27 protein-coding genes and 1 pseudogene are annotated in these 20,908 nt (G+C 73.0%); 5 read left to right on the plus strand and 23 right to left on the minus strand.

Annotation, left to right across the window (positions count from 1 at the left end; genetic code table 11):
• Positions 1-7: 7 nt before the first annotated feature.
• Positions 8-1,075, plus strand: coding sequence for an AI-2E family transporter (locus ACVWW9_RS14045; RefSeq protein ID WP_456515992.1), 1,068 nt, complete (start codon positions 8-10; stop codon positions 1,073-1,075).
• A gap of 33 nt (positions 1,076-1,108) precedes the next feature.
• On the opposite strand, the gene ACVWW9_RS14050 is transcribed toward ACVWW9_RS14045, so the two are convergent.
• The 9 genes from ACVWW9_RS14050 to rpsB all read right to left on the minus strand — a co-directional run bounded on the left by ACVWW9_RS14050 (position 1,109) and on the right by rpsB (position 7,679).
• Positions 1,109-1,855 carry an alpha/beta hydrolase gene (locus ACVWW9_RS14050; protein WP_456515993.1) on the minus strand — a complete coding sequence of 249 codons (747 nt, stop codon included), beginning with the start codon at positions 1,853-1,855 and terminating at the stop codon, positions 1,109-1,111.
• A 45-nt stretch (positions 1,856-1,900) separates the two neighbouring features.
• Positions 1,901-2,149 (minus strand): hypothetical protein, encoded by a 249-nt coding sequence (locus ACVWW9_RS14055; RefSeq protein WP_354260211.1) that lies wholly within the window; start codon positions 2,147-2,149, stop codon positions 1,901-1,903.
• A gap of 40 nt (positions 2,150-2,189) precedes the next feature.
• Positions 2,190-2,867 carry an aggregation-promoting factor C-terminal-like domain-containing protein gene (locus ACVWW9_RS14060; protein WP_456515994.1) on the minus strand — a complete coding sequence of 226 codons (678 nt, stop codon included), beginning with the start codon at positions 2,865-2,867 and terminating at the stop codon, positions 2,190-2,192.
• Positions 2,868-2,919: 52 nt separating this feature from the next.
• Positions 2,920-3,468, minus strand: coding sequence for a DivIVA domain-containing protein (locus ACVWW9_RS14065; RefSeq protein ID WP_354260207.1), 549 nt, complete (start codon positions 3,466-3,468; stop codon positions 2,920-2,922).
• Positions 3,469-3,496: 28 nt separating this feature from the next.
• The gene (locus ACVWW9_RS14070) at positions 3,497-4,426 is read right to left on the minus strand and encodes a phosphatidate cytidylyltransferase (RefSeq protein ID WP_354260205.1); all 930 of its coding nucleotides are present in this window, start codon (positions 4,424-4,426) and stop codon (positions 3,497-3,499) included.
• A 22-nt stretch (positions 4,427-4,448) separates the two neighbouring features.
• Positions 4,449-5,000: a ribosome recycling factor gene (gene frr, locus ACVWW9_RS14075; protein WP_123698182.1), complete on the minus strand. Its 552-nt coding sequence runs from the start codon at positions 4,998-5,000 to the stop codon at positions 4,449-4,451.
• 44 nt (positions 5,001-5,044) lie between these two features.
• On the minus strand, positions 5,045-5,758 hold the full coding sequence (pyrH, locus tag ACVWW9_RS14080) for a UMP kinase (protein WP_354260202.1): 714 nt from the start codon (positions 5,756-5,758) through the stop codon (positions 5,045-5,047).
• A 162-nt stretch (positions 5,759-5,920) separates the two neighbouring features.
• Positions 5,921-6,748, minus strand: coding sequence for a translation elongation factor Ts (gene tsf, locus ACVWW9_RS14085; RefSeq protein WP_354260200.1), 828 nt, complete (start codon positions 6,746-6,748; stop codon positions 5,921-5,923).
• A gap of 10 nt (positions 6,749-6,758) precedes the next feature.
• A complete protein-coding gene (gene rpsB, locus ACVWW9_RS14090; protein WP_123698185.1) occupies positions 6,759-7,679 on the minus strand; it encodes a 30S ribosomal protein S2 in 921 nt (306 codons plus the stop codon).
• 261 nt (positions 7,680-7,940) lie between these two features.
• On the opposite strand from rpsB, the pseudogene ACVWW9_RS14095 reads away from it, so the two are divergent.
• Positions 7,941-8,291: pseudogene (locus tag ACVWW9_RS14095) on the plus strand (murein hydrolase activator EnvC family protein); the annotation flags it as partial.
• Between the two features lie 132 nt (positions 8,292-8,423).
• Here ACVWW9_RS14095 and ACVWW9_RS14100 read toward each other — a convergent pair.
• The 5 genes from ACVWW9_RS14100 to ACVWW9_RS14120 form a co-directional block, all read right to left on the minus strand.
• Positions 8,424-9,326 (minus strand): tyrosine recombinase XerC, encoded by a 903-nt coding sequence (locus tag ACVWW9_RS14100; RefSeq protein ID WP_456515995.1) that lies wholly within the window; start codon positions 9,324-9,326, stop codon positions 8,424-8,426.
• A gap of 1 nt (position 9,327) precedes the next feature.
• Positions 9,328-10,221, minus strand: a complete 894-nt coding sequence (locus ACVWW9_RS14105) for a metallophosphoesterase (RefSeq protein WP_456515996.1) — start codon at positions 10,219-10,221, stop codon at positions 9,328-9,330.
• 128 nt (positions 10,222-10,349) lie between these two features.
• Positions 10,350-11,555 (minus strand): DNA-processing protein DprA, encoded by a 1,206-nt coding sequence (gene dprA, locus ACVWW9_RS14110; RefSeq protein ID WP_456515997.1) that lies wholly within the window; start codon positions 11,553-11,555, stop codon positions 10,350-10,352.
• Positions 11,552-13,063 (minus strand): YifB family Mg chelatase-like AAA ATPase, encoded by a 1,512-nt coding sequence (locus ACVWW9_RS14115; RefSeq protein ID WP_456515998.1) that lies wholly within the window; start codon positions 13,061-13,063, stop codon positions 11,552-11,554. The genes dprA and ACVWW9_RS14115 overlap by 4 nt, the downstream gene beginning before the upstream one ends.
• On the minus strand, positions 13,060-13,413 hold the full coding sequence (locus tag ACVWW9_RS14120; protein WP_354260174.1) for a YraN family protein: 354 nt from the start codon (positions 13,411-13,413) through the stop codon (positions 13,060-13,062). The genes ACVWW9_RS14115 and ACVWW9_RS14120 overlap by 4 nt, the downstream gene beginning before the upstream one ends.
• 100 nt (positions 13,414-13,513) lie before the next feature.
• Here ACVWW9_RS14120 and ACVWW9_RS14125 point away from each other — a divergent pair, with 100 nt between their 5' ends.
• On the plus strand, positions 13,514-13,702 hold the full coding sequence (locus tag ACVWW9_RS14125; protein WP_354260172.1) for a hypothetical protein: 189 nt from the start codon (positions 13,514-13,516) through the stop codon (positions 13,700-13,702).
• Between the two features lie 30 nt (positions 13,703-13,732).
• Here ACVWW9_RS14125 and ACVWW9_RS14130 read toward each other — a convergent pair whose 3' ends face one another.
• On the minus strand, positions 13,733-14,056 hold the full coding sequence (locus ACVWW9_RS14130) for a DUF2469 domain-containing protein (RefSeq protein ID WP_123698192.1): 324 nt from the start codon (positions 14,054-14,056) through the stop codon (positions 13,733-13,735).
• 59 nt (positions 14,057-14,115) lie between these two features.
• On the opposite strand from ACVWW9_RS14130, the gene ACVWW9_RS14135 reads away from it, so the two are divergent.
• Positions 14,116-14,676, plus strand: a complete 561-nt coding sequence (locus tag ACVWW9_RS14135) for an alpha/beta hydrolase (RefSeq protein ID WP_456515999.1) — start codon at positions 14,116-14,118, stop codon at positions 14,674-14,676.
• A 31-nt stretch (positions 14,677-14,707) separates the two neighbouring features.
• Here ACVWW9_RS14135 and ACVWW9_RS14140 read toward each other — a convergent pair whose 3' ends face one another.
• The 8 genes from ACVWW9_RS14140 to rpsP form a co-directional block, all read right to left on the minus strand.
• Positions 14,708-15,361: a ribonuclease HII gene (locus ACVWW9_RS14140; protein WP_456516000.1), complete on the minus strand. Its 654-nt coding sequence runs from the start codon at positions 15,359-15,361 to the stop codon at positions 14,708-14,710.
• On the minus strand, positions 15,361-16,134 hold the full coding sequence (lepB, locus tag ACVWW9_RS14145) for a signal peptidase I (RefSeq protein WP_354260167.1): 774 nt from the start codon (positions 16,132-16,134) through the stop codon (positions 15,361-15,363). Before lepB ends, ACVWW9_RS14140 begins: the two co-directional genes overlap by 1 nt.
• Positions 16,135-16,266: 132 nt before the next feature.
• Positions 16,267-16,617 (minus strand): 50S ribosomal protein L19, encoded by a 351-nt coding sequence (gene rplS, locus ACVWW9_RS14150; protein WP_123698196.1) that lies wholly within the window; start codon positions 16,615-16,617, stop codon positions 16,267-16,269.
• 195 nt (positions 16,618-16,812) lie between these two features.
• On the minus strand, positions 16,813-17,457 hold the full coding sequence (locus ACVWW9_RS14155) for a hypothetical protein (protein WP_456516001.1): 645 nt from the start codon (positions 17,455-17,457) through the stop codon (positions 16,813-16,815).
• Positions 17,458-17,503: 46 nt separating this feature from the next.
• Positions 17,504-18,256 carry a tRNA (guanosine(37)-N1)-methyltransferase TrmD gene (gene trmD / locus ACVWW9_RS14160; protein ID WP_456516002.1) on the minus strand — a complete coding sequence of 251 codons (753 nt, stop codon included), beginning with the start codon at positions 18,254-18,256 and terminating at the stop codon, positions 17,504-17,506.
• Between the two features lie 3 nt (positions 18,257-18,259).
• Positions 18,260-18,973 carry a ribosome maturation factor RimM gene (gene rimM, locus ACVWW9_RS14165; protein ID WP_456516042.1) on the minus strand — a complete coding sequence of 238 codons (714 nt, stop codon included), beginning with the start codon at positions 18,971-18,973 and terminating at the stop codon, positions 18,260-18,262.
• Positions 18,966-19,202: an RNA-binding protein gene (locus ACVWW9_RS14170; RefSeq protein ID WP_354260159.1), complete on the minus strand. Its 237-nt coding sequence runs from the start codon at positions 19,200-19,202 to the stop codon at positions 18,966-18,968. Before ACVWW9_RS14170 ends, rimM begins: the two co-directional genes overlap by 8 nt.
• 2 nt (positions 19,203-19,204) lie before the next feature.
• Positions 19,205-19,630, minus strand: a complete 426-nt coding sequence (rpsP, locus tag ACVWW9_RS14175; protein WP_123698200.1) for a 30S ribosomal protein S16 — start codon at positions 19,628-19,630, stop codon at positions 19,205-19,207.
• A gap of 183 nt (positions 19,631-19,813) precedes the next feature.
• Here rpsP and ACVWW9_RS14180 point away from each other — a divergent pair, with 183 nt between their 5' ends.
• Positions 19,814-20,908: a glutamate--cysteine ligase 2 gene (locus ACVWW9_RS14180; RefSeq protein ID WP_354260157.1), complete on the plus strand. Its 1,095-nt coding sequence runs from the start codon at positions 19,814-19,816 to the stop codon at positions 20,906-20,908.

Genomic DNA, 20,908 nt, shown 5'->3' on the forward strand with positions numbered 1-20,908 from the left:
TGCCGATGTGAAGATCCGCAACGGTTTCCTGCTCGGCCTCGTCGGTGGCCTCGGCGTGCTGCTCGCGCTCGCCATCGGCGTCGCGGTGCAGCAGATCAGCACCGTGCTCGTGTGGGCCTTCGCCGGCATCTTCCTCGCGCTCGGCGTCGAGCCGGTCATCCAGTTCTTCATCCGCCGCGGCGTGCCCCGATGGGCCGCGGTGCTCGTGATCTTCGCGCTGATCCTCGGCATCGCCGTCGGCGCGACCTGGCTCATCGTGCCGACGATCGTCGCGCAGTTCACGGTGCTCGTGCAGTCGATCGTCGCGGAGATCGAGGGCGGCGCCTTCGAGAGCGTCCTGGAATGGGTGCGCGCGACGTTCCCGCAGTTCGACCTCGACGGCACGCTCCAGCAGCTGAGCGAGGCGCTCAACGACTTCAACACCTGGTCGAGCCTGCCGCCGTGGGTGGCCGACATCGCAGCGGGCATCGTCGGCGGCGCCGTGCAGGTCGTCTTCGCGGTCGGCGGGCTGCTCATCGTGCTCGTGCTGATGCTCTACTTCACCGGCTCGATGCCCGCGCTGAAGTCGGGCATGTACCGGCTCGTGCCCGCGTCGTCGCGGCCCAAGTTCATCGAGATCGCCGAGCAGATCATGCGGTCGGTCGGCCGCTTCGTGCTCGGCCAGGGCGCGCTCGGCCTGCTCAACGGCGTGCTGTCGTTCATCGTGCTTTCGATCGTGGGCTCGGAGCTCGCGGGCGTCTACGCGGTGATCGCGCTCATCGCCTCCACGATCCCGCTGGTCGGCACGATCTCGGCCTCGGTGGTCATCTCGCTGCTCGTGCTGCTCCTCGACGGGCCGCAGACGGCACTGCCCGTGGCCATCTGGTACCTCATCTACATGCAGCTCGAGGCCTACGTCATCAGCCCGCAGATCATGAACCGCGCCGTCAAGGTGCCGGGCGTCGTCGTCGTGCTCGCCGCCCTCATCGGCGGCACCCTGCTCGGCATCCTGGGCGCGCTCGTCGCGATCCCGATCGCGGCGGCGATCCAGCTGATCCTGAAGGAAGTCGTCATCCCCCGGCAGGACTCGAAGTAGCGGGCCGCGTCAGCGGCCCGCGCGAGCGCTCCGTCATCCAGCGGAGCCGGCGCGAGCCTCGACGGGCCAGTGCGTCGGCAGCGGCGCCGCGGCGGGGTTGACGCGCGCGACGATCTCGTCGAGCACGCGCCGCACCTGGTTCTCGCCCACCCACAGGTGCTTGCCGCCCTCGACGGCGACGATCTCGGCCTCCGGCACGACCGAGAAGCGCTCGCGCGCCTCGGCCGGGCGGAGGTAGTCGTCGAGCTCCGGCACGATCGCCGCCATCCGCTTGCCCGAGCCCGACCAGGCGCGCAGCTCCTGCTCGCTCGTGCGGTGCAGCGGCGGCGACAGCAGCAGCGCGCCTACGGCGCTCGACTCGCGGCCGTGCTTCAGCGCGACCTCGGTGCCGAACGACCAGCCGAGCAGCCACGGCGACGGCAGCGCGCGCTCGGCCACGAGACCGAGCGCGGCAGCGAGGTCGTAGCGCTCGTCGTCGCCGCCATCGAACTCCCCCTCGCTGCGCCCGCGCGGGCTCTCGACGCCGCGGAAGTTGAAGCGGAGCACCGCGAGGTCGGCGAGCGCGGGCAGCCGGAGCGCGGCCTTCCGCAGCACGTGCGAGTCCATGAAGCCGTGGTGCGTCGGCAGCGGGTGCAGGCAGACGAGGGTCGCGACCGGATCGCGCTCGAGCGGCAGCGCCAGCTCGCCCACGAGCGTGAGGCCGTCGAGCGTGTGCAGCTCGATCTCCTCGCGCCGCGCGGGCAGCTCGGCCCCGGAGCGGATCTCGATGGTCTCCGTCACGTCATCTCCTGTCTCGCCCTCGCGGGCATGCGAACGCGGGTGCGGTCAGCGCGCGCGCCAGCACCCGGTGTGCCAGTGTCGCCGATCCTCGAGCGCGCGCTCGTCGCCGAAGATCGAGTCGGCGCGCCACACCACGACGTGCGCGACGCCAGCGGATACCGTGCCGCCGCAGCCGGGGCACACGTACTCCTTCGCCGCGTTGCGCGGCGAGATCGGCTGCACGTGCCACTCGGCCCCCGCGCGGTGCTCGGTGCGCGCCGCGCCGTGCATCAGGCGGTCGACGTCGAGCGGCACGTGGGGCTGCGCGCGACGCTTGGGCCGCCGCGCGGCCACCTCAGTACCAGCCGACAGACTCTGAGTGGCCCCAGGCGCCGCAGGGCGTGCCGTAGCGACCGGCGATGTAGCCGAGGCCCCAGTTGATCTGGGTGATGGGGTTGGTCTGCCAGTCGGCACCCGCGGTCGCCATCTTCGACCCGGGCAGGGCCTGCGGGATGCCGTATGCGCCGCTCGAGCGGTTCTGCGCGTAGACGTTCCAGTTCGACTCGCGCTGCCACAGGTTGTAGAGGCACGAGTACTGGTCCTCGCCCCATCCGCGCGCCAGCACCATCTGGCGGGCCGCGGCCTGGGCGCTGCCGGGGTTCGGCGCCGCCACGGCGGGGATCGCGATCGACGCCGCGCGCGGGGCGCTCGCCGCAGCCTGTGCTGCCGGTGCGGCGGCAGGTGCCGGCTCGGGCGTCGGGGTCGGCGTCGGGGTGGGCGTGTGCACCACGATCTCGTCGCGGACGAGGGATGCCTGCGAGCCGGTGACCGCGTCGACGGCCTGGCCGGCGCGCGGCTGGCTCGGCAGCGACGCGGGCTCGGCCATCACCTCGGAGCCGGGGCTCGCGGCGACGGAGACGAGCACGAAGCCCGCAGCTGCCACGAGCGACACCCCGGAGAGCACGCCGCGCGTGCGCGTCGAGCGCGCGGAAGCGGAGTGGGACCTGGTGAACACGAGAATCGACGTTATCACGGAATGGTAACGACGCCCAGGGTCGAGCCCCGGCTGCGCGGGCTCGCAGCCGTCAGCGGACCGCCAGCATGAGGCTCACGACGGTGTCGAGCAGCTGGTCGACCTCGTCCTCGTCGTAGCCGCCGAACTGGGCGTCGAACTGCGCCGTGCGCACCTCGCGCACCGTCATGTCGGGTCCGTCCTCGAGGTAGTCGGCGATCTTCGCGGCGAAGCGGTCGACCTCCAGCACGCGGTAGCCGCGCGAGATCCGGCTGACGCGGCGGAAGCGCTCGCCGTCCGGGCGCTTGAGCGTCTCGAGCGCCTGCTGCGCCCGGTCCCGCACCTTCGCGTACCAGGCTTCCTCGCCGTGCTCGATGACGCCGCGCTCGTGCTCGCGGCGCGCGAAGGCCTCCTCGAGCCGCTCGAGCGCCGCGTCGACGTGGGCCGGCGAGTAGCCGCCCTTCTGCATCGTGAAGCTCATGCGGCGGATGGTGGAGCTGTCGATCGCGGTCGCCGCGCGCGCGTCCGTGGCGTACGCGCGCCGAGCATCCTCGAGGAAGTCCTCGACCTGCTCGATGTCGTAGCCGGGCTGCGAGCGCTTTGCCCTCGGGAACGTGCTCATCGTCTCCATCATGCCAGCGGCCGCCTGGTCAGGCGTGCACCACCTGGAACAGCGCCATCATCACGACGGCGCTCGGCAGGATCGAGTCGAGCCGGTCCAGGAAGCCGCCGTGGCCGGGCAGGAACGAGCCGATGTCCTTGATGCCGAGGTCGCGCTTGATGATCGACTCCGCGAGGTCGCCGACCGTGGCGGCCGCGACGAGCAGCGCCGCGAGGATGAACCCGAACCACCACTCCTGCTGCAGCATCCACACCGAGAGCGCGATGCCGGTGATGGTCGCGAACAGGGCGCCGCCGGCGAGCCCCTCCCACGTCTTCCCAGGGCTGATGCGGGGCGCGAGCTTGTGGCGGCCGAGCAGCACGCCGGCGGCGAGCGCACCGGTGTCGATCACGGTCGTCATGATGATCATCGCGAGCGTCCACCACTGACCGCCGTCCTGCGCGGTGAGCAGCACCGCGAAGCCGCCCAGCACCGCCACGTAGGCGATGCAGAGCGCTCCCCCGGCGATGTCGGCCGCGACGGCGCGGAGGCCGGTGCGGGTCCTGCGGTCGGCGAGCTCGAGCACCCGCGCGAGCGCGACCGCAGCGATCGCGCCGAGCGTCGACCACCACATCCCCGCGGCGCCGAGCACCCACGTGATCGGCAGGATCGCGCTGCCGAGCAGCACGAGCGGGATGCGCGGCACGTCGCGGCCCCCGAACCGCATCGCGCTCGCGAGCTCGTAGAGCGCGAAGCCGACGAGCACGGTGGCGAAGACCATGAACAGCGTCTTCACCCACAGCAGGCTCGCCAGCAGCACCACGCCGAGCACGATGGCCATGCCGGTCGCGGCCGCGAGGTCGCGGCCCGTGCGCTTGTTCACGCGCGCGCGGGTCGCCTCGATCTGGTCCCGCGCGGCATGGATCTGCGCCTGGATCTGCGCCTCGATCTCGGCGGGGCTCCGATGCTCTCGTCGCACGCGTCGCCTCCCGACTCCTCGATCAGACCTCGAGGAGCTCGGACTCCTTCTTCTTCAGCGCGTCGTCGATGCCGTCGACGGCCTGCTTCGTCGCGGCCTCGAGCTCCTTGCCGGCGCGCGCGACCTCGTCGTCGCCGACCTCGGTCAGCTTGTCGAGGTCGCTGAGCGCCTGGCGACGGATGTTGCGCACGGCGACGCGAGCCTGCTCGGCCTTGTCCTTGACGATCTTGACGTAGTCGCGACGGCGCTCCTCGGTGAGCTCCGGCATGACGACGCGGATGATCGCGCCATCGTTCGACGGGCTGACGCCGAGGTGGGGCGCGGCGACGATCGCGCGCTCGATGTCCTTGAGCGCGCTCTTGTCGAACGGCGTGATCACGAGCGTGCGCGCGTCGGGCTGCTGGAAGCCCGCGAGCTGCACGAGCGGCGTCGGCGAGCCGTAGTACTCGACGAGCAGCTTCTGGAACAGCGCCGGGTTGGCCCTGCCCGCGCTGACCGTCTGGAAGTCGGCCTTCGCGACCTCGATCGACTGGGCCATCTTCTCCTTGGCCGAAGCCAGAACGTCGCTGATCACGTGGTTCCTTCCGTCGCTGCTGAGTGTATTGCGTGGGGCGGGCGTCAGGCGCGCACGAGCGTGCCGACCGGCTCGCCCAGGATCGCGCGCTCGAGGGCGCGGTCGCCATCCATGCCGAACACGCGCATGGGCATCTTGTTGTCCATGCAGAGGCTGAAGGCCGTCGAGTCGACGACCTTGAGGCCGCGGACGAGGGCGTCCTGGTAGGTGATCTCGTCGAACCGCGTCGCCGTCGGGTCGTGCTTGGGGTCAGCGGAGTAGACGCCGTCGACGCCGTTCTTCGCGACCAGCACCTGGTCGGCGGTGATCTCGAGCGCACGCTGCGCGGCGACGGTGTCGGTCGAGAAGTAGGGCAGGCCTGCGCCGGCGCCGAAGATGACGACGCGGCCCTTCTCGAGGTGCCGCTCGGCGCGGCGCGGGATGTACGGCTCTGCGACCTGCGTCATCTGGATGGCCGACTGCACGCGCGTCTCGGCGCCGGCCTGCTCGAGGAAGTCCTGCAGGGCGAGGGCGTTCATGACGGTGCCCAGCATGCCCATGTAGTCGGCGCGGCCGCGCTCCATGCCGCGCTGGCTCAGCTCGGCACCGCGGAAGAAGTTGCCGCCGCCGACGACGATCGCGATCTCGACCGTCTCGGCCGCATCCGCGATCTGGCGGGCGATCGAGGCGACCACGTCGGGGTTCACGCCGAGGCTGCCGGCGCCGAACGCCTCGCCCGAGAGCTTCAGGAGGACTCGGCGTCGCGGCTGTGCTGTCATCGGGCGTCCTCCTGGGGGGTCACGACCCGAGTGGGCCGTGCAGAAGCCTACCGTGCGCGGGTGGCGGGACTCGTCCCCCGCGGGTGCGTCCGCGTGCGCGGATCCGTCCGCGGACGCGAAGAGGGCCGGGGTCTCCCCCGGCCCTCTTCGTGCGTCTCGTGCCTACGCGCCGACCTTGAAGCGCGCGAAGCCGGTGACCGTGAGGCCAGCGGCCTCGAGCACCTTGGCGACGCTCTGCTTGTTGTCGCGTGCGTAGTCCTGGTCGAGCAGGACGATCTGCTTGAAGAAGCCGCTGATGCGACCCTCGATGATCTTCGGCATGGCGCCCTCGGGCTTGCCCTCGCCGCGTGCGATCTCGGTGACGAGCTCGCGCTCCTTCTCAACCGCATCCGCCGGCACCTCGTCGCGGGTGACGTAGGTGGGGTCGAACATGGCGATGTGCTGCGCCACGGCGCGAGCCGTGTCCGCGTCGTCGCCCGAGTAGGCCACCACGACGCCGACCTGCGGGGGCAGGTCCTTCGACGTGCGGTGCAGGTAGACGGCCTGCTGCTCGCCCTCGATGCGAGCGACCTTCGTCAGCTCGATCTTCTCGCCGAGCGTCGCGGCCTGCTGCTCGATGACGGTCTGCACCGTGCCGGACTCGGCCGGGGCGGCGAGCGCCGAGGCCAGGTCGGTGGCACCGGCGGCCGCGACAGCGGCGACCACGCGGTCGGCGAGCGCGATGAACTTCTCGTTCTTCGCGACGAAGTCGGTCTCGCAGCCGATCGCGATCATCGTCGTCGCACCGTCGACGGCGGAGACGGCCACGAGGCCCTCGCTCGTCGAGCGGTCGGCGCGCTTCGCGTTGCCCTTCGCGCCCTTGAGGCGGAGGATCTCGGTGGCCTTCTCGACGTCGCCGCCGGCCTCCTCGAGGGCTGCCTTCGTGTCGCTCATGCCGGTGCCGAGCTGCTCGCGCAGCATCTTGAGGTCGGCGATGCTGATGGATGCCATCCGCTGCTCCTTACTTGGACTCGGGCGTCGTGTCGCCCTCGGTGGTCTCGGCGGGCTGCTCCTCGGCGACGGGCGCGTCGGCGGCCGGCTCCTCGGTGGCGGGCTCGTCGGCGACCGGTGCCTCGGCGGCCGGCTCCTCGGCCTGCGTCTCCTCGACGACCGGCGCGGCGGCCTCGGCCTCGTGCTGCTCGAGGAGCTCGCGCTCCCACTCAGCCATCGGCTCGGCAGCGGCGTCGCCGCCACCGTGGCGCTGCATGAGGCCCTCGGCGGCAGCGTCGGCGACGATCTTCGTCAGCAGCGCGACGGAGCGGATCGCGTCGTCGTTGCCCGGGATCGGGTAGGCGACGTCGTCCGGGTCGCAGTTCGTGTCGAGGATGGCGATGATGGGGATGCCCAGCTTCTTCGCCTCGTCGACGGCGAGGTGCTCCTTGTTCGTGTCGACGATCCAGATCGCCGACGGCGTGCGCTGGAGGTTGCGGATGCCGCCGAGCGACTTCTGCAGCTTCAGGAGCTCGCGCTTCTTGAGCAGCAGCTCCTTCTTCGTGTAGCCCTGCGTGGTGTCCTCGAAGTCGAGCTCCTCGAGCTCCTTCATGCGGCTCAGGCGCTTCGAGACCGTGTTGAAGTTGGTGAGGAGGCCACCGAGCCAGCGCTGGTTGACGTAGGGCTGGCCCACGCGCGTCGCCTGCTCGGCGATCGACTCCTGCGCCTGCTTCTTCGTGCCCACGAAGAGCACCGAGCCGCCGTGCGAGACGGTCTCCTTGACGAAGTCGTACGCCTTGTCGATGTAGGCGAGCGACTGCTGCAGGTCGATGATGTAGATGCCCGAGCGCTCCGTGAAGATGAAGCGCTTCATCTTGGGGTTCCAACGACGGGTCTGGTGCCCGAAGTGGACGCCGCTGTCGAGCAGCTGGCGAGTCGTGACGACGGCCATGGCCGCCTCCTTCTTCTGTTCTGGTTGCCGGCGCGACCGGGTGGTCGAGCCCCTGGCGCCCTGACGCACCACCACCAGGCGCGCGAGCGAGCTCGAGCAGCTGGACCGAAGGGGGTGTCGTCGCGACGGGCGCGCGAAGTCATCGCATGAGCGATGCCCTCCAACGATACACGCTCGGGGGCCCTGCTCGCCGACGGCCGCTGTCCACCGGTCGGCACGCACTGCGCACGCGCGCGGCGGCCGGCCGGGCACCATGCCGGCATGCGCATCCTCGCGGTCCTGCTGGCGGTCGCGGCCGGCTCGTGGGCCTGGCCGGTCTCATCCGCCGGGTCGCCGCACGACGTCGCGCGCGCGTTCGACCTGCCCGCGTCACCCTACGGCGCGGGACACCGGGGCATCGACATCGCGGCACCGGTGGGGTCGGTGGTCGTCGCTCCGGAGCGCGGCGTCGTGCGCTTCGCGGGACCGGTCGCCGGCCGCCCGGTCGTCTCGATCGAGCACGCCGGCGGGCTCGTGTCGAGCTTCGAGCCGGTCGAGCCGTCGGTCGTCGCGGGCGCGCGCGTCGAGCGCGGCCAGACCATCGGCGTGCTGCTGGCGGGCCACGCCGGCACCTCGGCGCCGCTCGCGCGGCTGCACCTCGGCGCGCGGCTGCGGGGCGCCTACGTCGATCCGCTGCCGCTCCTCGGCGTCGCCCGGCCGGTGCTGCTGCCGATGGGCGGCAGCGAGCAGGGTCAGTGGTCGGGGTCAGGCCCGCGGATGCGCGCCGCGGTACGCCTCGGCGAGCCGCTCGAGCGAGACGTGCGTGTAGATCTGGGTGGTGCCGAGGCTCGCGTGCCCGAGCAGCTCCTGCACCGCCCGCAGGTCGGCGCCGCCGTCGAGCAGGTGCGTCGCGGCCGTGTGGCGCAGCGTGTGCGGGCCGCGCGGGCCGGAGCCGGGGATCTCCTCGAGCAGCGCGGTGACGAGCTCGTGGACGCGCCGCTGGCCGAGCCGTCCGCCGCGGGCGCCGAGGAAGAGCGCCGGATGCGCGCGCTCGGCGTCGGCGAGCTGCGGGCGGCCGACGCGCATCCAGTCGAGCACCGCGTCGAGCGCGGGCCGCCCGAACGGCACGACCCGCTCCTTCGACCCCTTGCCCGTCACGCGCACGGTGAGGCGCTCGAGGTCGACGTCGTCGACGTCGAGGCCGACGAGCTCGCTCACGCGCAGCGCGCTCGCGTAGAGCAGCTCGACGACGGCGAGGTCGCGGAGCGCGACCGGGTCGCCCTCCCCCGCGGCGGCGGAGAGCGAGCCGAGCACGCCGTCCATCACCTGGCGCGAGAGCACGCGCGGCAGGTGGCGGTCGCGCTTGGGCGTGCGGAGCCGTCCGGCGACGTCGGCGCCGCCGTGCGCGGCGATCCAGCGGCTCAGGCCGCGCGCGGCCGCGCTGCGGCGCGCGATCGTCGACTTGCCCATGCCGGCCTCCGCGCTCGCGTAGAGCCAGTCGCGCAGCACGTCGATGTCGAGCCCGGCGGCGTCCTCGAGGCCCGCGCCCTCGCAGTGCTCGGTGAGGCTGCGGAGGTCGCCGCGGTAGCCGCGCACCGTGTTCGCCGAGTACCCGCGCTCGCGCTCGAGGTGGTCGAGGTAGCCGTCGACGGCCTCGGCGATCCGCACGTCAGTCCGGCTTCCGGCTGAAGCGGTCGGCCCGCGTCTCGGGATCGAGCGCGATCACCTGCTCGGCGAGCTGGAGCGAGATGGTCTCGCGGGTGGGGTGCGGCAGGGCGGGCACGACGGAGTGCGCGATGCTGTCGGCGTAGACCTCGATGAGGTTGAACGACTGCGTCGCGTCGATGCCGTGCATCGCGGGCGGCGGGCCGCCCAGGTCGTCGGCGTAGCTCGTCGCGCCGGCGAGGACGACCGGGATCTCGGCGAACGTGCCGGAGCCGTTGATGTGGAGGTGGCCAGAGAGGATCGCGCGCACGTCGGCGCCGCCGATCGCCTCGGCGAGCAGCGCCTCGTCGCGGAACTCGAGCAGCCGCATCAGCTGGCCCCGGTACGCGAGCGGCGGGTGGTGCATGACGAGCACCGTGCCGAGCGGCGGCGGGTCGGCGAGCGCGTCCGCCAGCCACGCGGCCTGCCCCTCGTCGAGGCCGCCGTGGTGCCAGCCCGGGAGGCTCGAGTCGAGCGCGACGATGCGGAGCCCCGCGACCTCGACCACCGAGTCGAGCGGGTCAAGCGGCGCCCCCGGCAGGCCGAGCGACGCGCGCATCGCGGGGCGCTCGTCGTGGTTGCCCGCGGTCCAGACGATGGGCGCGCCGATGGCGGCGGCGACCGGCTCGAGGATCTCGCGGGCGAGCGCATACGCCTCCGGCTCCCCCAGGTCGGCGACGTCGCCGGAGACGATGATGACGTCGGCGTCGGCAGCGGCGACGGCGAGCCGCTCCGCGGTGGCGCGCAGGTGCCCCTCGGTGTCGACGACGCCCGCGAGCGGCGCACCGCCCGCGAGCAGGTGCGTGTCGCTGAGGTGGGCGATCACCGCAGCCGGTTCCGGATGCATCCCGAGGGTCACGCGCCCAGGCTAGTCACGCCTGGGCGCAGCGCCGTGCTGCCTCGCCCGCGTCGAGGACCCCGTCGACCCTTCGGGACCCGGTGCACCGGGTCCTCGTCGGTGGAGCGGGTCCCGCTCGGCTGCTCGGGTCACGAGGACCGCACCCATCCGCTCCCCCGCTCGACGGCGCGCCCACCCAGCTCGAGCAGCGCGAGCGAGGCGGCGACGTCGGACGGCGCCATGCCGGTGCGGATCGCGAGCTCGTCGGCCGATCGCGCGGCGCGGGTGCTGAGCGCGTCGAGCACGCGCATCTCGTCGCGCGTCTCCCCGCCGAGCGGCGCTGGCTCGTCGCCCGGCCCCTCGACGAGCTCGACGATATGCTCGGCGCGCTCGACGAGCACCGCGCCGTACTCGCGCAGCAGCCGGTGGCAGCCCGTGCTGCCGCCGGAGGTCACCGGCCCCGGCACCGCACCGAGCGGTCGGCCGAGCGCCGCCGCGTGCCCGGCGGTGTTGATCGAGCCCGACCGGCTGCCCGCCTCGACCACGACCGTGACGCTCGCGAGCGCCGCGATGAGCCGGTTGCGCGCGAGGAACCTCCAGCGGGTCGGCGGCACGCCGCTCGGCGCCTCGGCGATCACGCACGCGGTGTCGGCGACGCGCTGCAGCAGCTCGTCGTGCCCCGCGGGGTAGAAGCGGTCGAGGCCGCCGGCCAGCACCGCGACGGTGCTGCCGCCTGCCGCCATCGTCGCGCGGTGCGCGGTGCCGTCGATGCCGTAGGCGCCGCCGGAGACGACCGCGTAGCGCCGGTCGACGAGGCCGGCTGCGAGCTGACCGGTCACGAGCTCGCCGTACCCGGACGATGCCCGCGAGCCGACGAGCGCCGCCGACCGCTCGCTCGCGGCGATCGCCGCCGGTTCCCCGCGCACCCAGAGTGCTGCTGGGGCATGCGGTCCGAGGTCGTCGAGCGCGTGCGGCCAGTGCTCGTCGGCGCGGGTCAGGAGCCGCTGTGCGAAGGCGGCGCCCTGCGTGAAAGCGCCGAGGATGCGCTCGGCCGCGAGTCGCGGCTGCCAGCGCGCGATCCCCTGCGCGACGGCGCTCGCCGACTCACGATCGCCGAGCTCCCGCGCCCAGTCCGCGGCCGTCGCGCCGTCGATGAGCAGCTGCAGCGAGCGCACGGCGCCGAGGCGCTCGCGCACGAGGCCGGCGACGCCGTCGCCCGGCTCGGGCAGCACCGTCCACGCGCCCGCCGCGAAGCGCTCGAGCACGTCGGCATCCGCGATGTCGGCCTCCCCGTCCGGCAGCGTCGGCGTGACGGCGGCCCGCAGCCGGGCGAGGTCGATGCGGAAGGGCGTCATGCCGGGATCCCCTTCCGGAGCGCGAGCGCGCGACCGATGTGCGCCCGCGTCGGGCCGGCGACGCCGTCGAGGTCGGCGGCGGTCCACGCGACGCGGATCGCGCGATCCATGCCGCGCATCGTCAGGGCGCCGCGCTCCACGGCGCGCTCGAGCGGCTCGAGCAGGGCGCGGTCGAGCGGGAGGTTGCGGCGCAGCCATGGCCCGGGCACATGGCCCATCGCCGTCCAGCCGGTGCCGGCGAGGCGCTGCGCCGCGCGCTCCCGTGCCGCCGCGACCCTGGCGGACGCCTCCGCGGTCGTGCGGCGCGCACCGTCGGCGCCCGGAGCGACCCGGTCGACCCGCACCTGCAGATCGACGCGGTCGAGCAGCGGCCCGGAGAGCCGCCCGAAGTAGCGGCGGCGCTGCTGCGGCGCGCACTTGCACTCCCCCGAGCCGAAGAGGCCGCACGGGCAGGGGTTGGCCGCGAGCAGCAGCTGGAACCGCGCCGGGAAGGTCGCGACCCCGATCGCGCGGTGGATCGTGATCGTGCCGGACTCGAGCGGCTGCCGCAGCATGTCGAGCACCGCCCGCGGGAACTCCGGAGCCTCGTCGAGGAACAGCACCCCGTGCGTCGCGCGCGCCGCCGCACCGGGCCGGATCGTGCCCGAGCCGCCGCCGATGAGCGACACCGCCGTCGCCGAGTGGTGCGGATGCTCGAACGGCGGCAGCACGTCGAGCGTCGACGGCGGCGGCTCGCCCGCGAGCGAGCGCAGCGATGCCACCTCGAGCGCGGCGTCGGTGTCGAGCGCTGGCAGGATGCCCGGGAGCCGCATGGCGAGCATCGTCTTCCCCGCACCGGGCGGGCCGACCATCATCAGGTGGTGCGCGCCGGCGGCCGCGATCTCGAGCGCCTGGACGGCATCGCGGTTGCCGACGACGTCGGCGAGGTCGAGGTCGGCGTGCATCCGAGGCACCGCCGCCGGTGCAGGCACGGCGTCGACGGGCTCGGGGTCCAGCTCGGCGCCGAGCAGCGCCGCCGCATGCGCGAGGCTCGGCGCGCCGAGCACGCGGATGCCCTCGACGAGCGACGCCTCGCCGACCGATCCGGTCGGCACGACGATGCGCGCCCGCCCCTCCTCCGCGGCGGCGCGGGCGAGCGGCAGGGTGCCCGCCACCGGTCGCAGCCGACCGTCGAGGCCCAGCTCGCCGATGAGCGCGGTCTCGCCGTCGTCCGGCGGCACGACGCCCGTCGCCCGCAGCACCGCGATCGCGATCGCGAGGTCGAAGTGGGTGCCGGCCTTGGGCAGCGACGCGGGCGTGAGGTTGATGACGACGCGGCCGCTCGGCGCCGCGATGCCCATGCGCGCGATCGCGCTCCACGTGCGGTGCTGCGCCTGGCGCACCGCCTGATCGGGCAGCCCGACGATGAAGACCGCCGGCAGCCCGGATGCCGCGTGCACCTCGATCTGCACGCTGATGCCGGCGAGCCCCTGCAGCGCGATGCACGCCGCGCGGCCGAAGCCGCTCACTGGATGCCCCGGAGATGCTCGACCCGCCACGAACCGGTGCGCGGCGCGACGATGCCGACCGCATCCATCCGGATGGGGCCGCGGTGCGGCCGCTCCTGCAGCCACAGCCCCGCGAGCGTGCGCAGCCGCCGCACCTTCGCGGGCGTGATCGCCTCGAACGGATGGCCGTGGGCCAGCCCGCGCCGGGTCTTCACCTCGACGAAGACGAGCGTGTCGCCGTCGAGCGCGACGATGTCGAGCTCGCCGTAGGCGCAGCGCCAGCGCCGCTCGACGATGCGCATCCCGGCGCGCTCGAGGTGCACGCTCGCGGCGGCCTCGCCGTCGAGGCCCAGCTGGTCCTTCGCTCGCATGGGCGCATCGAAGCGCAGCGACGGCGCCCGGCGAGCGCGTCACGGTCGGCCCTGTGGACAACCCCTGGCCGGACGGCCGCGCCCGTGGGAGCCTCGGTCCATGGAGATCGAGTGGAACCCGAAGCTCAGGCAGCTCCTCACCACCGGCGTGCACGTGCAGCTCGACGGCGACGAGGACGCCGCGATCGACGACGTGGAGCGGCAGCTGCGCGACGCAGGGCTCGAGCCCGCCCGCGATGAGGTCGCGACCATGGTGCGCGAGGAGCGGTCGAAGCGCACGCTCAGCTGACGCCGCGGCATGCGTGCCACGGCACCGCCGCTACTCCTCGATCGCGAGGTCCTTCGGCAGCTCGAGGTCGCGGGAGGCGAGCTCCTCGACGTTCACGTCCTTGAACGTGAGCACGCGCGCCGACTTGATGAACCGGTCGGAGCGGTAGATGTCCCACACCCAGACGTCGGTCAGCTCGAGCTCGAAGTAGAAGTCCGTGCCCGCGTCATGGCGGGTGACCTTCACGTCGTTGGCCAGGTAGAAGCGTCGCTCGGTCTCGACGACGTGCTTGAACATGCCGACGACGTCGCGGTACTCCTTGAAGAGGGCCAGCTCGACCTCGCGGTCGTAGTCCTCGATGTCCTCGGGTTCCACGGTGCCATCCTATGGCCCCCGTGCGGGCGCCCCGTCTGCACGGCCGATCAGGAGAGCAGGTGCCCGCTGTGATCATCGACGTCGTGTTCCTCCACGGTGCCGGCGAGGGGGCCTTCGACGAGGACGCGGCCCTCGCAGACAGCCTCGCCCGTCACCTAGGCTCCGGCTTCTCGGTCGCGTTCCCGCGCCTGCCGGAGGAGGACCCCGACGACGAGCGATGGCTAGACGCGATCGGCGCGGCGATCGATGCGGCATCCGAGCCGGTCGTGCTCGTCGGTCACTCGATCGGCGGCTACCTGCTGGTCAAGCACCTCGCGGTGCGGCCGAGCGCACGGGCGGTCGCCGTCATCTGCCTCATCGCCGCGCCGTTCCCGGGCGCCGATCCGGCCTGGACGTTCGACGGGTTCGACCTCCCGGACGACCTCGACCGGCTGCTGCCGGCGGATGCGCCGGTGCTCCTGTGCGCGAGCGAGGACGACGAGACGGTGCCGTTGGCCCACCGCGCCCGCTACGCCGCGGCGATCCCCCGGGCCACGACGCTGACGACGACGGGCGGGCACCAGCTCGGCGACGACCTGCGCGTCGTCGCGGAGGACATCCGCGCGGCGCTCAGGGCTTGAGGCTCACGGTGTGAGGCACAGGGTGTGACGCTCAGTCCTCGACGGGCGCCGCACCCGGCGCGTGCAGCCAGGACCGCCGGTGCAGCGCGCTCGGGCCGAGCTCGGCGATGGCGGCCATGTGCGCGGCGGAGCCGTAGCCCTTGTTGGACACCCAGCCGTAGCCCGGGTGCACGTCGTCCCACTCGATCATCCGGCCGTCGCGCTCGACCTTCGCGACGAGCGCGGCACCCGAGACGGATGCGCAGTCCCGGTCGGCCTTGGCGCGCAGGATCGTGCGCACGGGCCGCCGCAGCGCCGGCGCGAGCCAGTCGTGGATGCCGTCGAGCAGGATCGCGGCGGCCGGCACGTCGATGCCCGCCTCGTGCAGGGCGACGAGCGCGCGCCGTCCGGCGAGCCCGAGCGCCACCTGGATGCCGAGCTCGTCGATCTCGTCGTTCGTGGCGTGGCCGACGGCGCTCACGCCCCACGTGCGCACGAGCGGCGCCGTCGCGGTGCGGCGCGGCTCCGTCATCGTCTTGGAGTCGCGCAGGTGCTCGGGCCAGTCGCCGCAGTCGGCCTGCAGCGCGAGCGCGCCGACGCTCACGGGGCCGGCGAGCGCACCCCTGCCCACCTCGTCCATCCCGATGACGAGCGGCGTCTGGGCCCAGAGCGTGCGCTCGACCTCGAGCGTCGGCAGTGCGGGCATCAGCCGGCGACGGCGACCGGCAGCAGTTGCTCCGCGGGGGCGCTCTGCGGCTCGACGCCGATGAACGAGGGCTCGTAGCCGTCGAGCCAGGTCCAGCGGTCGAGCGGCCACGACACGAGCACGGCGCGGCCGACGATCGACGAGATGGGCACGAAGCCGCCACCCGGCGCATCCATGTGCGCGCGGGAGTCGCCGGAGTGGTTGCGGTTGTCGCCGAGCACCCAGACGTGGCCCTCGGGCACGGTGACATCGAAGGGCACGGAGCTCGCGGGCTGGCCGGCGGCGTCGAGGTGCACGTAGGGCTCGTCGATCGGCACGCCGTTGATCGTCAGCTGGCCGAAGTCGTTGCAGCACTGCACGCGGTCGCCGGGCAGCCCGATGACGCGCTTGATGAGGTAGCCGTGCTCGTCCTCCGGGGCGAGGCCGACGAAGGTCAGGAACCAGTCGATCGCGCCGAAGACGCCGGACTCGGGCTCGGGCGTCGGCTCTGGCAGCCAGCCGCCCGGGTCCTCGAAGACGACGACGTCGCCCCGCTCGGCGGCCACGACGGAGGGCGTCAGCAGGCTGACGATGATGCGGTCGTCGACCTGGAGCGTCTCGTTCATCGACTCGGACGGGATCCAGAACGGCCGGATGAGGAACGTCTTCACGAGGAAGGAGATCAGCAGCGCGATGAGGAAGATGACCACGAGGTCGCGCAGGAACAGCAGGAAGCCACGGCCACCGGACCGCTGCTCGCGGCCCGCTGCACCCGTCTCCACCGTCTCCGTCATCCCTCGACCCTTCGCCTCGGCAAGTCTAGGCGCGCGCGTGCGCCACCCCGGCGCCGCCGCGACGCATCCGGTCACGATTCGGCGACGAACGCAGAACGGGGCCGGCGTGATGCCGGCCCCGTTCTGGTGCGATCAGGAGAAGTCGCGCTTCTCGCGGATCTTCGCAGCCTTGCCGCGCAGGCCGCGGAGGTAGTAGAGCTTCGCGCGGCGGACGTCGCCGCGGCTCACGAGCTCGATGTGGTCGATGACCGGGGAGTGCACGGGGAACGTGCGCTCGACGCCGACCTGGAACGAGACCTTGCGGACCGTGAAGGTCTCGCGCACGCCGTGGCCCTGGCGGCCGATGACGACGCCCTGGAAGATCTGCACGCGCGAGCGCGAGCCCTCGATGATGTTGACGTGGACCTTGACGTTGTCGCCGGGGCGGAAGTCGGGGACGTCGGAACGGAGGCTGACGGCATCGACCTTGTCGAGGATGTGCATGGCGGTATCGCTCTCTGCAGCCGCCACAGGTCGGCCGCGAATGGATGGAAGGATCAGGGGGTTCTTGCTCGGTGCCCGCCGCTCCCCTGTGGCAGAGGAAATGTGGCAGAGGCCGCACGACGGCGGTGACTGCGTGTGGCACCAACGGACCATCTTGCCATACCGCGGCAGCGCGCGCCAACGCGCGCGGGCTCGCTAGCGGCGCGGGTCGTCGTCGATGCTGATGATGCGGCCGGCCTGCGGTCCGTCGACGGGCTCGAAGGTCGCATCGGCCTGACGGGCGCGCTGCTCGAGCAGCGGCGACTGCAGGTCGTTCACGGCGCGCTCGACCCGGGCCCGGGTCTCGCGACCGAGCTCGAGCACCTGCAGCCATGCGATCACGGCGCCGCCGAGGACGACCGCCAGGATGCCGATCGAGGTGAGCGACTGGGATGCCGTGAGCCAGCCGTCGCCGAACCACGCGGTGAGCGCGCTGCCGGTGCGTCCGCCGCCGGAGTCGACGACGGTGAAGCCGAGGAGCGCGATCACGAGCAGCCAGGGGCCGACGAGGCGCAGGTCGCGCCACTGGACGGCTCGGGGCCGGCGCACCTCCTTGCGGGCGACGGTGAGGCCGACGACGACGCCGATGAGCACCGCGAGCCCGGGGCCGAGCAGCGCCTGCAGCAGCAGCCAGTCGCCGAGCGGCGCACCCGCGAAGGCGCGGCCGAACATGATCCAGGCGGGCAGCACCACGATGGCGGCGATCATCGCCCAGAAGAAGCCACGCAGCGCCCAGTGTCGTCCGGCACCGGGTCGAGCACCGGTGCGCGAGCCTGCCGACGTGCCTGCGGTCCCTGCCATGCCATCGAGGCTAACCGGCCGAGCCGATGGGCGCCCGGATGTTCGCTCAGGGCTGGCGGGACGCCGCGCGCTCCGCGTCGTCGCCGTCCGGCAGCAGGTCCGGCAGCAGGTCCGGCCGCACGCGACGGGTGCGCTCGAGCGCCTGCTCGCGGCGCCATGCGGCGACCGCGGCGTGGTTGCCCCCGTGCAGCACCTCCGGCACCTCGAGCCCACGCCACACGCGCGGCTTCGTGTACGACGGGTGCTCGAGCAGGCCGCTCTCGTGGCTCTCCTCGACCAGGCTCTCGGGGTTGCCGACGACCCCCGGCACGAGCCGGCCGATTGCCTCGATCATCGCCATCGCGGCGACCTCGCCGCCGTTGAGCACGTAGTCGCCGAGGCTCACCTCCAGCACGCGCGCCCGCGTGGCCACGTGCTCGACAACGCGGGCGTCGATGCCCTCGTAGCGGCCGCACGCGAAGACGATGCGCCGCTCGGCCGCGAGCTCGCGCGCGAGCGACTGCGTGAACGGGGTGCCGGCGGGCGTCGTGAACACGACCACCGCATCCGACATGCCTGCCGCGTCCTCGTCCGGTCCGAGCAGCGCGTCGAACGCCTCGCCCCACGGCTCGGGCTTCATGACCATGCCAGCGCCGCCGCCGTAGGGGGTGTCGTCGACCGTGCGGTGGCGGTCGTGCGTCCACTGCCGGAGGTCGTGCACGCCGAGCTCGAGCACACCGTCGCGGCGCGCCTTGCCCAGCAGCGAGACGTCGAGGACGCCGAAGAACTCGGGGAAGATCGTGACGATGTCGAAGCGCACGGCCTACGCCCGGCCGGCGGGCGCGTCGTCGGCGGCTGCGTCGTCGGAGACGGCGCCGTCGGACACTGCATCGTCGGAGACAGCGCCCTCGGGCGCCTCGGGTGCCTCGTCGGCGACGGATGCGTCGGCAGCCTCGTCGGTCGCGCCCTCCGCCGGCTCGTCGGGCGTCTCGAGATCCTCGAGCAGCCCGGGCGGCGGGGTCACGACGATGCGCCCGGCGCGGAGGTCGACCTCCGGCACGATCGCCTTCACGAACGGCACCATCGTCTCGGCGCCATCGATGTCGATGATGAGCATGTCCTGCGCGGGCATCGGGTCGACGCGCACGACGCGGCCGATGCGGACGCCGTCGCGGATGACGTCGAGGCCGGCCAGCTGGTGCACGTACCAGGCGTCGGGCTCCGTCGAGACCTCGGTGGGGTCCTGATCGATCCAGAGCACGGCCTTGACGAGCGACTCCGCCTCGGTGCGGTCGGTGACGCCGGCGAAGAACGCGACGGGCGTGCCGTTGTAGACGCGCAGCTCGAGCAGCTCGAGGGTCTTGCCGTGCCACTTCGACGACGTGGGCACCTGCAGCGTGAACTTCGCGCCGGGCGTGAACCGCCGCGCGGGGTCGTCGGTGTAGAGCTCGACCTTGATCGCGCCCTTCAGCCCGTGGGCGCGCGTGAGCCGGCCGACGCGCAGCTGGGTGCGAGCGGGCACGGCGGGCCTAGCGATCGGTGTCCACCACGTCCACGCGGACGCGGCGCCCCCCGGGCAGCGCACCGATCACGGTGCGCAGCGCGCCGGCCGTGCGGCCGCCACGCCCGATGACGCGGCCGAGGTCCTCGGGGTGCACGCGCACCTCGAGGACCTCGCCGCGCTGCGTGTCGCGCGCGCCGACGCGCACGTCGCCGGGGCGATCGACGATCCCCTTGACGAGGTGCTCGAGGGCGTCGCGCAGCATGCTCAGGACTCGGTCGACTCGGCCTCGGCGGCGGCGGGCGCCTCCTCGGCAGCCGCGGCCGGAGCCTCAGCGGGCTTCTCGGCCTTGGGCTTCAGCACCGGCTTCTTGAGCTCGTCGGCGACGAACGCCTTCTTGCCCTCGGGCTGCTTGACCTGGCTCTCGGTCGGGCCCTCGCCCGTGAAGCGACCCCAGTCGCCCGTGAGCTTGAGGAGCGCCTGCACCTGCTCGGTCGGCTGCGCGCCGACGCCGAGCCAGTACTGAGCGCGCTCGCTGTCGATCTCGATCAGCGACGGGTTCAGCGTCGGGTGGTACTTGCCGATCTCCTCGATCACGCGGCCGTCGCGCTTGGTGCGCGAGTCGGCCACGACGACGCGGTAGAAGGGTGCGCGAATCTTGCCGAAGCGCTTCAGACGGATCTTGACTGCCACAGTTCTCCTGCTTTGTGTTCTCGTGTTGCACCGCGGCCTGCGCACGTGGGATATGCGCGGCCCGCAAAGCTCGGTGAGCATCCGCGCGCCGGGTAGAGGGTCGGGCGCGTGCTCGACCCCCTATTCTGGCACACCGCGGGGCGACGTGCGCGCCATCCAGCGGCGCGGCCCTACGCTCGACCCATGGACTTCGCATCCTCCAGGCGCTCGACGCTCGGCGTCGAGTGGGAGCTGGCGCTCGTGGACCCCCAGTCGGGCGAGATGGTGCCCCGGGCCAAGGAGCTGCTCACCGCGATCGACGATCCGCGGTTCGACAAGGAGTTCCTCACCGGGATGATCGAGCTCATCACGGGCGTGCACACCACGACGGATGCGGCGGTCGACGAGCTGCGCGAGATGCGCGACGTCGCCGTGACGGCCGCCGAGCGCCTCGGCGTCGCGATCGTCGGCACCGGCACGCACCCGACGAGCCGCTGGCGCGAGCAGGAGCAGGCCGACGACGCCCGCTACCGCCGCGTGGTGCAGAAGGCCGGGGACTGGGGCCGTCGGCTCATCATCTTCGGCGTGCACAACCACGTCGGCATCGAGCAGCGCGAGAAGGTCGTGCCGCTGCTGCGCACGATGCTCGACCGGCTGCCGCTCATCCTCGCGCTCTCGGCGTCGAGTCCCTTCTGGCAGGGCCTCGACACCGGCTTCGCGTCGCACCGCACGATGCTCTTCCAGCAGCTGCCGACCGGCGGGCTCCCGCCGATGCTCGTCGACTGGGCGGAGTACGAGCGCACGCTCTCGGACATGCTCGCCGCCGGCGTCATCGACGAGCTCGGCGAGCTGCGCTGGGACGTGCGCCCCTCCCCCTCGATCGGGACGCTCGAGGTGCGCGTCGCGGACGGCGCGCCGTCGGTCGACGACCTCGCGGCCGTCACCGCGCTCACGCACTGCCTCATCGAGGAGGCGTCGCGCGCGCTCGACGACGGTGCGCCGCAGCACCACCTGCCGTACTGGCTCGTGCGCGAGAACAAGTGGCGCGCGGCGCGCGACGGCCTCGGCGCGACCGTGATCGTCGACGAGCAGGGCACGCTGCAGAACGCCCGCGACGCGATCGCGGAGGCGGCCGACCGGCTGCGCCCGATCGCGGAGGACCTCGGCGCGTCCCGCTCGCTCGCGACCGTCGAGCGGGTGCTCGACGGCGGCGGCTCGGCCGCCCGGCAGCGCGCGGCGTTCGAGCGCGGCGGCCACGAGGCGGTGCTCGCCGAGCTCATCGAGGCGATGCGCTCCTAG

Source organism: Agrococcus sp. UYP33 (assembly GCF_054060915.1).

Bases quoted from the DNA above. Each gene is read 5' to 3' on its own strand.
- ACVWW9_RS14065 (WP_354260207.1), bottom strand. From the start codon at position 3,468: ATGAGCACGTTCCCGAGGGCAAAGCGCTCGCAGCCCGGCTACGACATC.
- pyrH (WP_354260202.1), bottom strand. From the start codon at position 5,758: ATGACAGCACAGCCGCGACGCCGAGTCCTCCTGAAGCTCTCGGGCGAG.
- tsf (WP_354260200.1), bottom strand. From the start codon at position 6,748: ATGGCATCCATCAGCATCGCCGACCTCAAGATGCTGCGCGAGCAGCTC.
- rpsB (WP_123698185.1), bottom strand. From the start codon at position 7,679: ATGGCCGTCGTCACGACTCGCCAGCTGCTCGACAGCGGCGTCCACTTC.
- dprA (WP_456515997.1), bottom strand. From the start codon at position 11,555: ATGACGCCCTTCCGCATCGACCTCGCCCGGCTGCGGGCCGCCGTCACG.
- ACVWW9_RS14120 (WP_354260174.1), bottom strand. From the start codon at position 13,413: ATGCGAGCGAAGGACCAGCTGGGCCTCGACGGCGAGGCCGCCGCGAGC.
- ACVWW9_RS14125 (WP_354260172.1), top strand. From the start codon at position 13,514: ATGGAGATCGAGTGGAACCCGAAGCTCAGGCAGCTCCTCACCACCGGC.
- ACVWW9_RS14140 (WP_456516000.1), bottom strand. From the start codon at position 15,361: ATGCCCGCACTGCCGACGCTCGAGGTCGAGCGCACGCTCTGGGCCCAG.
- lepB (WP_354260167.1), bottom strand. From the start codon at position 16,134: ATGACGGAGACGGTGGAGACGGGTGCAGCGGGCCGCGAGCAGCGGTCC.
- rplS (WP_123698196.1), bottom strand. From the start codon at position 16,617: ATGCACATCCTCGACAAGGTCGATGCCGTCAGCCTCCGTTCCGACGTC.
- ACVWW9_RS14155 (WP_456516001.1), bottom strand. From the start codon at position 17,457: ATGGCAGGGACCGCAGGCACGTCGGCAGGCTCGCGCACCGGTGCTCGA.
- ACVWW9_RS14170 (WP_354260159.1), bottom strand. From the start codon at position 19,202: ATGCTGCGCGACGCCCTCGAGCACCTCGTCAAGGGGATCGTCGATCGC.
- ACVWW9_RS14180 (WP_354260157.1), top strand. From the start codon at position 19,814: ATGGACTTCGCATCCTCCAGGCGCTCGACGCTCGGCGTCGAGTGGGAG.